The sequence below is a fragment of the Streptomyces sp. NPDC024687 genome (genome assembly GCF_055559055.1).
In genome coordinates, this window is sequence record NZ_JBVHLJ010000011.1 from 269,226 (window position 1) to 278,010 (window position 8,785).

The window sequence follows — 8,785 nt, forward strand, 5'->3', positions numbered from 1 at the left end:
GCGGCTCGGCCGGAGCCTCAGGTTGGCCGGCGGACGGCATGCACGGCCGTGTCGTAGAGGTCGAACAGGTCGGCCCGGCCGCCGAGGCGTGCCCACTCCTGGTTCGCTGCCTGCAGGCAGGTGATCGCCGCTGCCGCGATCGCGCGTGCCTGGAGGGCGCGGTGGTCGGAGTCGGGCAGGCGCGGCTCGATCAGCGGGGCGAGCAGGTCTTGCCAGCGGGCCTGCTTCTCGGCGTGGCCGGCGCGCAGCGACTCGTTGCCGAACAGGAGGGTGACCAGTTCGAGCCGGTGCTCGGCGGTGGTCTCCATCTCCTCGACGACCTGGAAGGCCGCGCGTAGCGAGACCCAGCAGTCCTCGTCGGCCGGGCGCTGCGCGAAGCGTTCCGCGATCGACTCGCCTTGTTCTGAAAGGCCGCCGAGCGCGAGGTCTTCCTTGCTCGGGAAGTAGTTGAACAGGGTCCGCCGGGAGACACCCGCCGCGGCGGCGACCTCCTCCAGTGTCGTGTTGTCGTACCCCTGCGCGGCGAACAGCTCGACGGCGGTCCGGGCGAGCAGGGATCGGACCACGGAGCGGGTCTGCTCACGGATGGATGTCTGTTTCCGGGCCATGCATCGATGGTACAAGCATTCACTCGATAGAGATATTTGCACTGAGTGCAAGACCATGCGTAGGGTGTACGACATGACAGGAATCGACCATCGCCACCAGACCGTCATCGTCACCGGAGCCAGTTCCGGCCTCGGCGCGGAGTTCGCACAGCAACTGGCCGCTCGGGGCGCGGACCTGGTGCTTGTCGCCCGACGCGCGGACCGGCTGCAGAGCCTGGCCGACGACCTCACCCGCACCCATGGCGTCACGGTGACCGTCGTCGCCCGTGACCTCGGCCTGCCCGACGCCGGCCGCACACTGCGCGCCGAGCTCGAATCCCGCGGCATCCACGCCACCGGACTGGTCAACAACGCGGGCTTCGGCACGCACGGCGCCTTCCGGGACGAGGATCCCGAGCGCCTGCAAAGCATGATCGCGCTGAACGTCGCCGCCCTCGTCGACCTCAGCCGCGCGTTCATCGACCCGCTGACCTCCGCCGGCAACGGCTTCCTGATCAACGTCGCGAGCCTCCTGGGCTACCAGCCCACGCCGTACCTGGCCGTCTACGGCGCCACCAAGGCATTCGTGCTCAGCTTCACGGAATCGCTGTGGGAGGAGACCCGCGGCACCGGCCTGCGCGTCCTGGCCGTGTGCCCCGGGGCGGTGGAGACCGAGTTCTACGACGCTGCCGGCAGCCAGTCGGCGGACTACGGCTCGAAACGGGTCACCGCGGACCACGTCGTGAGGGCGGCCCTCGACACTCTCGACCGCCGCTCCGCACCGCCCTCGGTCATCACCAACGGCCGCCCCCTCGCCCTCGCCGGCAGGTTCCTGCCGAGGCGCACGGTCGTCCGCGCGATGGGCTGGACGGCACGACGCGCCATGCACGCGTAACCCCACTCATCGCCGCACCGCCACGGGCGTGGGGACCGTCAACCCGGACGATCCGAAGTTGCTCCGAGGGAAGTTCCGCCAAGAGAAAAGAACGCCATGACCGACCGTCTCCCCGCAGCGGACCTGCGAAACCTCACCACCGCCCTGCGCGCCGAACGCACCGAGATGCTCGACTTCACCAGCAGCCTCAGCGACGAGGAATGGGCTGCACCCAGCGCCGCGGCGGGATGGCGCATCGCCGATGTCGTCGCCCACATCGGCGCGACAGCACGGAACTTCTACACACCCCCCCGGACCGGACATGTTCCGCGCCACCAGCCTCGAAAAGCTCAACGAAGGCCCCGTCGAGCGGCGACGCGGCTGGAGCCGGGCGCAGGTCATGGCCGAGTACACCCGCGCCACCCGCCGAGCCACCACACTCCTCGACGTCGTCCGGCGCACCCCTGCCACCCGCCTGCGCCTGCCTCTCGTCGAGCTCGGACGCTACCCCGTGGGCCTGCTGATCGGCGGCGCCGTCGTCTTCGACCACCACACCCACCTACGGTTCGACATGGCCCCCGCACTCGGCCGGCCCACACCGGCCACCGACGCCGACCGGATGCGAGCCGTCCTGACGTGGATGGTCGCCGTACTGGACAACCAGGTCCGGCAGGCGCCGGTCGCCGGGCTCGACGCCCGCGTCGCCCTGACGCTCACCGGCCCCGGCGGCGGAACATGGTGGATCGACGAGGCAGGTGCGCTGACCCCGTCCAACGGCCCGGTCGCCGCGCACATCACCGCGCCCGCCCTCACCTTCCCCGACTGGGGAACCCGGCGCTCGTCGTGGCGCGACCACGACGTGACCGTCACCGGCGACACCGAACTCGCCGCCCGATTCCTCGACGCCGTCAACGTCATCCGACACCCCGACGCCAACTCGGGCATCGTGCCCTCCCGGCTGAGGGCTCGGCCTGTAGTGGGCCTTGAAGCATTCGTTCCCGCTGCCGGTCGCAGGGCTGAAGCAGGCCTGCACGGATGTTCCGGGACCGACCACGCTCATGAGGGTGTGGACATAGGTGTCCGCCTCCTTCCGGGTGGTGACCTGGGCATCGTGGAGGGAGCCGTGCCGGCCTCCTGCCCTGATCTCGACGCGGTCGCCCACGGCGGCGCCCCACATCCGAGCCCAACTCGTTCCGCATTCCTCGCTGTAGCGAATCTGGACCCAGGCGCCGGTGGCGGTCTCGCGCTCGGCGAGGGTCAGCGGTTCGGCTCCGCATCTCGTCGCGATCGGGTCCTTGTCCTGACAGGCTGTGTGCCGACAGAGCGCCCCGGTGGCCACTGCGGGCACGGGAGACGGTGACGTCGCCTTGCGGTGCGACGGGGGTAGGTGTACGAGCACGAGCGTTCCGAGGGCGACGGCACCGAGCGACGCGAGAGCGGTGACAATGTTCGCGCCCCGACGGCCCGTTGGCGTCGCACGCGGGTAATCGGCGGCGCTCGGAGCCGTCTTGCTGGGGCCGGTGGCGGGTGGAGCGGTGTCGGGTCGGGAAGTGGCGGAGGCCGCGGTCGAGGTGTCCGCGTCGGCGACCGTGCGTTGTCGAGCCGGCGTCCGTGCAGGCTCCCCGTCTTCCGTCGGGCCCATGCGGGCAATGTCCAGGAGAGCCAACGCACGGTCGGCGGGTTCGCCGGCGAGACCGCACAGTTCCTTGACCGCGTTGCGCGGTGGCAGGCTCTTGCCGTTGAGGTAGCGCTCCCAGGACGACTTGCTGTAGGTGGTCGTGTTCGCGAGCTGCGCGAGGCTCAGTCCGGTGCGCTGCCGCAACTGCTGGAGTACGGCGGCCAGTCGGGCGCCCGGTGGTGAGGGTGCACGGGATGTCATCCGCGCAGCGCCTTCCAGGAGCGCGGGCCCAGCATCCCGTCGACGGAAAGCCCCGCGCGCTGCTGGAACGTCTTGACCGCCCGCAGCGTCAGGGGGCCGAACATGCCGTCGATGCCTCCCGGCGTGATGCCTGCCCGGCGCAGCAGACACTGCGCCTCGGCGACATCGGCACCGGTGGCGCCGTAGACGATCTCGGTGTTGCGGCCCTTGTTGATGCCGGCCGACCAGCGACCGTCGATCCGGCTGATGCGGCAGGTGTAGGAGGGCGGTGAGGAGACGGCGGCAGTGCGGGACGGCGCGGTGACGGCCGCCGTGGCCTCACCGTCGCCAAGACGCAGCGCGAGGAGCAGCGCCGCCGACAGCGCTACGGCGAGGGCGGCGACCCCTGCTGTCAGGGCGAGGTGCGGGAAGCGCGCGGAAGCCGGTTCGGTGGCACGCGGTGGCGTGCGGGCGTCCGGTGTGGCCAACGGCTCGGGATGCGGGTCGGCCGGGTGGGTCTCTTCCTCCGCGTCCCGCTCACGCTGCTCGTCGTGCTGTTGCGCAGCGGGCCTTGCACGGTGGCAGTGCCTGGCGTCGAGGGCGATCTCGTGCAGCGCGAGCAAGGGGGCGGGATCGGTGCCGGTGATCCGGGCCAGTGCCTCCACCGCCTCCCGCGGCGGCAGCGACGTACCTCCGAGATACCGCTCCCACGACTTGGCGCTGTAGCCGGTCTTGGTCGCGAGCTGCCGCAGTGTCAGCTCGCTGCAGTCCTTCAGCCGACGCAAGCGTGCCACCAACTGCCGTGCCTCGGCATCGAGTTCCGCGGGCAGCGTCTTGGAGCGCGGCATGTGTCCCCCAAAGCGGTCGTCAGCGTGGGTCAGCGCGTGAACAGCGGCCCCCTCCGCTGCTGCGCATTCTGCATGAGCCCGCCACATCTGTCACAGGCGTCCCACATCACCGTCCCGCCCGATGCTGTAGCCGCAGGTCAGAAGGGTGGCCGTCCCGGAAGAACGCCACCTGTACCGCAACCGTGGCGGCCCTGCCCCGCGCCCTGCACCTTTGGTCTCGCCACTTGGCCCGCTCGGCGGGACAAGTGCCCACCCCACAACCGAAAGAGGAACACATGCGACCGAACGCTCTTGGCAGGACCATCGCCGGCCTCATCGCCGTTGTCGGCCTCGCCGCCGGCAGTGTGGCGACCGCCGGCACCAGCTTCGCGGCGACCACGAGCACCGCGCAGACGGCAGCTGTCGCCCAGCCCGCCGCCGTGGCCGCGACGCAGAACTTCGGTCTGACCACGGCCGAGGCCAAGAACGTCCAGAAATTCCTCGCGGACAACTGGGGCTACACGGGCGCCATCGACGGCCAGCTGGGCACCAACAGCTGGAAGGCCTTCCAGCGCTGCCTCGCCACGTACTGGGGCTACACGGGTGACATCGACGGGGACCCGGGCCCCAACACCATCAAGGCGCTGCAGCGTCTGCTGAAGGACTCCTACGGCTACACGGGTGCCATCGACGGCATCGCTGGTTCGGGCACTCGGGCGGCGTTCAAGCGATTCGCCGCCTGAGCCGTACGCCCCGACGACCCGTACGACCCCGCCTGTCCGGGCTGATCGTCGAGTGACCGACCGCGGCCCGTCCTTGCCCGGCAAGGACGGGCCGCGGATGCGTGTTTCCGCTCCCCCCCGGTACGGTCCCTCGCCCTCCCACAGCCGACCCCACAACCGAAGGAGAACCTCGCCGCCATGGGAAGACTCGCATTCCTCGTTCGCGCCGAAGACGCAGATCCGGCACATCGGGACACGCACCGCCCCGGGAAGCCGTGGCGGGTCCGCATCGGGACCTTCGCCGCCACCGCGGCGATGGTCTCGGCCGGTCTCGTGCTCGGCGCCGGCCCGGCGTCCGCGGCACCGGCCCCGATCAAGCTGACGTCCGCGTCCTGCCCCCAAGAGATCGTGCAGGGCCAGGCGAGCGGTTGTGTCACGGAGTTGCAGAATCTGCTCAACGCGCACGGCGCCGGCCTGGTGGTGGACGGTCAGTTCGGGTCGGCCACGCTCTACGCGGTCCGTGAGTACCAGGCCGCCACGGCGATCGCTGTGGACGGCCGGGTGGGCCCCGCGACCAAGAGCAAGCTGTACGCCACCGCAGGCTCGGCGCCCGCCCCCGTCAACCTCAACTCCTCGTCGTGCCCCGCGAACATCGTGCAGGGCGCCAAGGGCGGATGCGTCACCGAGCTTCAGCGGCTGCTCATCCACCACGGCTACACGGTCGACGTGGACGGCGACTTCGGTGCCGGGACCGCGAGTGCCGTCCGCAGCTTCCAGTCCGCCCACGGCCTCACGGCCGACGGCCAGGTCGGCACGAACACCAAACGCGCGCTGTACGACACCGACGAGTCACCGTCGACGGGCCTGGACCTGAGGTCGACGTCCTGCCCGGCGAACATCGTGGAGGGGCAGAGCGGCGGCTGCGTCTCCACGCTGCAGTCCCTGCTGAACGGCAAGGGCCAGAGTCTCGACGTCGACGGCAGTTTCGGCCCGCAGACCCTGGCTGCCGTGAAGGCGTTCCAGTCCGCGAGCGGGCTGACCGCCGACGGCCAGGTCGGTGCGAACACCAAGGCCGCCCTGTACTCCAACATCGGCGGTGGCGGCGGCAACGGCGCACCCGCGCCGATCAACCTGACCTCCGCCTCCTGCCCGAACGAGATCGTTCAGGGCCAGCGCAGCGGCTGTGTCACCGAGTTGCAGAGCCTGCTCAACCACCACGGCGCCGATCTCGCCGTCGACGGCGACTTCGGTGCGCTCACCGACAGCGCCGTCAGGGACTTCCAGGCCGAGAAGGGCCTTTCGGTCGACGGCCATGTGGGGCCGAACACCAAGGCCGCGCTGTACGGCGCGGTCACCCCGCCGTCGTCGCCCGCGCCCGGCGGCGGTTACGCCAAGATCCTCGACGTGGCGGCGGCCGAGGTCGGCACGGTCGAGGGCAGCGCCCGCGCGAACAGCTACGGCGCGTCCGTGGGTCTTTCGCTGTCCACCAGCAACTACGCCTGGTGCGCGACCTTCGTGAGCTGGGTGGCCAAGCAGACCGGGGCCAGCTCCTACCGCAACTCCTACGTCTCGGGCTGGGTCAAGCAGGCGCGGGCCGGCACCTACCACCTGTCGGTGACGACCAGTCCGCAGCCGGGTGACATCGTGGCCTTCGACTGGGACGGCGGGAGCGACTTCACCGGCGGCAACGAGCACATCGGCATCGTGCGGACGGTGTCCGGGTCGTCCTTCACCACCGTCGAGGGCAACACGAGCGACCCCAACGGCGGCAGCGACGGCGTCTACGTCAAGTCCCGTGCCACGAACAGTAGTTACGACGTGGTCTTCATCAGGGTCCGCTGAACGGAACTGCCGGGGTCCACGGCAGGCCGAACTCTCCTACGGCGGCCTTCCCAGGACTCCGGCACCGACTTGGCACGGGCCGTGAGCGGCGGACCTTTGTGCCCCGGCCCACGGGTTCGGCAACGCCCGAGATCAGCCGTCGACTTCCCGCACCACGCCCTCCAGTCGGCTCCGGTGATCCTCCCACCACGCCTGATCCGCCGGTGGCATGGTGCCCTTGCCTTCCAAATATCCGACCGACCCGTCGATGAGCTCTCGCACGATGTCGGCGTGCCCTGCGTGGCGCTGAGTATCAAAGATCACGCGCACCAGGATGTGGTTCAGCGTCACCGCTCGGCGTTCCTCCGGCCACCACGGGACATACCCGATCGCGTCGAGCGGCAGCGTCGCGATCGTGGTGTTGGAGTGCTCCCACGCCTGGCGATACAGCCCGACGATCTGTTCCCGTGATTCGTCCGCAGTGGCCCACATGTCCGAGTTGGGTTCCGACTCCTCGGTGTACCACCAGGACGGCGGGTCCCCGTCGAAGAAGGGCCGCCCGAACGTGTCGCCGAAATACCCCGGTTGCCATCGAGCTTCCACACCAGGGCGTCACGCCCTTCTTGCAGGTACCGGAGAAGGTCCGCTTTCGGGTTCGGTTCGATCATGCCGGGCAGTTTCCCACCCGGCACTGACAACCGAGCACGACCTCACAAGGCCGGGGTGGAGGCCGCTACCGGTAGGTCTCGTCCTTCCGCCACGGACCGACGCCGAGCTTTCCGGTCGTGCCGAGGTCGAGTTCCGGGACCACCATCACGGGATCGGCCGCGGGCGTGGCCCATACACGGACGTAGGGCCCGTTCACCGGTTCGCCCGCCTGCGTGGTGTTGCGCCAGGCCAGCCCGGCCACCGCGGCCTCACCCGGGCGCAGGGTGACCGGGTGCGGGCTGCCGTCCCCACCGACGCCCGTACCGATCTGATCGGTTCCCTGAAGAATCCGTACACCGTCCACGGTGTGGTGGTCCTCGTCCTGGATCGTGAGCTTCGGGTAGCCGTTGAGCCGGATGGATCCGGTTCCGCAGTTGACCAGGTGCAGGCCGACGACGCGCAGCCCCAGGGCCGCGTCCCCCTGGTCGACGTAGAGACGCGTGCCCGACTTCGGGCACGTTCCCGAGGCGGACGACGCCTCGGCCTCGGGAACGCTACGGACCTTGGTCACCTTTACGCCCGTCACCTCGGAGGCGTTTCCCGCCTGCTCCGCCATGACGACGGAGCCCTTGACTGTCCGCCCCGGCCCGACGGCCTCGACGGTCCGTACCGCGTTGTCGACCGGGCCTCCGGAGGCTGAGAGGAATCCGAAGGTCAGCGTGTACCTTGCGGCTTCCGTCTGCTCGTTGGTGAGTTCGAAGTCCGCGCTGTAGGAGACTCCCGCACAGCCGCTCTGCGAGCCCCAGGCGTACAGCGCTGTGATCTTGACGCCGTTCTCGGCCGGGCCCGAGGGCAGGGGTAACGCGGTCGGCGTGCCGGAGGGACCAGCGGGTGGTTCGGACGATTCGGACGGCACCGAGGACGGCGGGCTGCCGTACCGGGAGAACTCCGACGGGCACAACGCCCCGGCCCGGACCGGGCCCCCGCCGGCATCCCCGCCCGACGAGCCTGTCTCGGAACCGCAGGCGGCGAGCAGCAGGGCGGCCGCGAGGACGGCGGGAGCGGTGCGGGAGGCGTTCGACATCCGCTCACCTCACCAGGGGAGCACGCCTTGGGCTGTGGCGGAGCCCACACCTCCGGTCACAGCGGTGTCACAGATGAGCGTGGCCGACCGCGGGCACGCCGGGGTCGACAAGGGAGTTCACGTGCCCGGGGGCACAACGCCCCCTTCTCCCTCCCTTACTTGTGGGCGGCAGCCGGGTCACGTGGCAGCGCCGACCGGGTCGCTGGGTGCCGCAGCTCACAACGGTCGCCGACACGGGGCGGGGAACAACCGGAGCTGGTCGGCCGTTCGGGCCTTGACCCGGAATCTTGGACACGGGCTATGCGGCTTGGGCCAGGGTAGTTGATGTTGTGTCGAGTGCTGTCTCGTAAGCGATGGGGCTGCG

General features: G+C 70.1%; 7 protein-coding genes and 2 pseudogenes. 4 read left to right on the plus strand and 5 right to left on the minus strand.

Annotated elements, in window-relative coordinates:
• Window positions 1-17: 17 nt before the first annotated feature.
• The gene (locus ACZ39I_RS35230) at window positions 18-608 is read right to left on the minus strand and encodes a TetR family transcriptional regulator (RefSeq protein ID WP_467248973.1); all 591 of its coding nucleotides are present in this window, start codon (window positions 606-608) and stop codon (window positions 18-20) included.
• A 73-nt stretch (window positions 609-681) separates the two neighbouring features.
• Here ACZ39I_RS35230 and ACZ39I_RS35235 point away from each other — a divergent pair, with 73 nt between their 5' ends.
• Window positions 682-1,482 carry an SDR family NAD(P)-dependent oxidoreductase gene (locus tag ACZ39I_RS35235; RefSeq protein WP_467248974.1) on the plus strand — a complete coding sequence of 267 codons (801 nt, stop codon included), beginning with the start codon at window positions 682-684 and terminating at the stop codon, window positions 1,480-1,482.
• Between the two features lie 165 nt (window positions 1,483-1,647).
• A complete protein-coding gene (locus ACZ39I_RS35240; protein ID WP_467248985.1) occupies window positions 1,648-2,448 on the plus strand; it encodes a maleylpyruvate isomerase N-terminal domain-containing protein in 801 nt (266 codons plus the stop codon).
• A 97-nt stretch (window positions 2,449-2,545) separates the two neighbouring features.
• Here ACZ39I_RS35240 and ACZ39I_RS35245 read toward each other — a convergent pair.
• Both ACZ39I_RS35245 and ACZ39I_RS35250 read right to left on the minus strand, forming a co-directional pair.
• Window positions 2,546-3,340: pseudogene (locus ACZ39I_RS35245) on the minus strand (helix-turn-helix domain-containing protein); the annotation flags it as partial.
• The gene (locus ACZ39I_RS35250) at window positions 3,337-4,167 is read right to left on the minus strand and encodes a peptidoglycan-binding protein (RefSeq protein WP_467248975.1); all 831 of its coding nucleotides are present in this window, start codon (window positions 4,165-4,167) and stop codon (window positions 3,337-3,339) included. The gene ACZ39I_RS35250 and the pseudogene ACZ39I_RS35245, both read right to left, overlap by 4 nt.
• 275 nt (window positions 4,168-4,442) lie before the next feature.
• On the opposite strand from ACZ39I_RS35250, the gene ACZ39I_RS35255 reads away from it, so the two are divergent.
• Entirely contained in the window at window positions 4,443-4,889 is a 447-nt protein-coding gene (locus ACZ39I_RS35255) for a peptidoglycan-binding domain-containing protein (RefSeq protein ID WP_467248976.1), read from the plus strand.
• Between the two features lie 177 nt (window positions 4,890-5,066).
• Entirely contained in the window at window positions 5,067-6,710 is a 1,644-nt protein-coding gene (locus ACZ39I_RS35260; protein WP_467248977.1) for a peptidoglycan-binding protein, read from the plus strand.
• Window positions 6,711-6,842: 132 nt separating this feature from the next.
• Here ACZ39I_RS35260 and ACZ39I_RS35265 read toward each other — a convergent pair.
• Both ACZ39I_RS35265 and ACZ39I_RS35270 read right to left on the minus strand, forming a co-directional pair.
• A pseudogene (locus ACZ39I_RS35265) lies at window positions 6,843-7,357 on the minus strand (mycothiol transferase).
• A gap of 65 nt (window positions 7,358-7,422) precedes the next feature.
• Complete coding sequence (locus ACZ39I_RS35270) at window positions 7,423-8,421, minus strand: DUF4232 domain-containing protein (RefSeq protein ID WP_467248978.1); 999 nt, start codon at window positions 8,419-8,421, stop codon at window positions 7,423-7,425.
• Window positions 8,422-8,785: the final 364 nt, after the last annotated feature.

Coding starts and splice junctions, on each gene's coding strand:
- ACZ39I_RS35230 (WP_467248973.1), bottom strand. CDS start 608: ATGGCCCGGAAACAGACATCCATCCGTGAGCAGACCCGCTCCGTGGTC.
- ACZ39I_RS35235 (WP_467248974.1), top strand. CDS start 682: ATGACAGGAATCGACCATCGCCACCAGACCGTCATCGTCACCGGAGCC.
- ACZ39I_RS35240 (WP_467248985.1), top strand. CDS start 1,648: ATGCTCGACTTCACCAGCAGCCTCAGCGACGAGGAATGGGCTGCACCC.
- ACZ39I_RS35250 (WP_467248975.1), bottom strand. CDS start 4,167: ATGCCGCGCTCCAAGACGCTGCCCGCGGAACTCGATGCCGAGGCACGG.
- ACZ39I_RS35255 (WP_467248976.1), top strand. CDS start 4,443: ATGCGACCGAACGCTCTTGGCAGGACCATCGCCGGCCTCATCGCCGTT.
- ACZ39I_RS35260 (WP_467248977.1), top strand. CDS start 5,067: ATGGGAAGACTCGCATTCCTCGTTCGCGCCGAAGACGCAGATCCGGCA.
- ACZ39I_RS35270 (WP_467248978.1), bottom strand. CDS start 8,421: ATGTCGAACGCCTCCCGCACCGCTCCCGCCGTCCTCGCGGCCGCCCTG.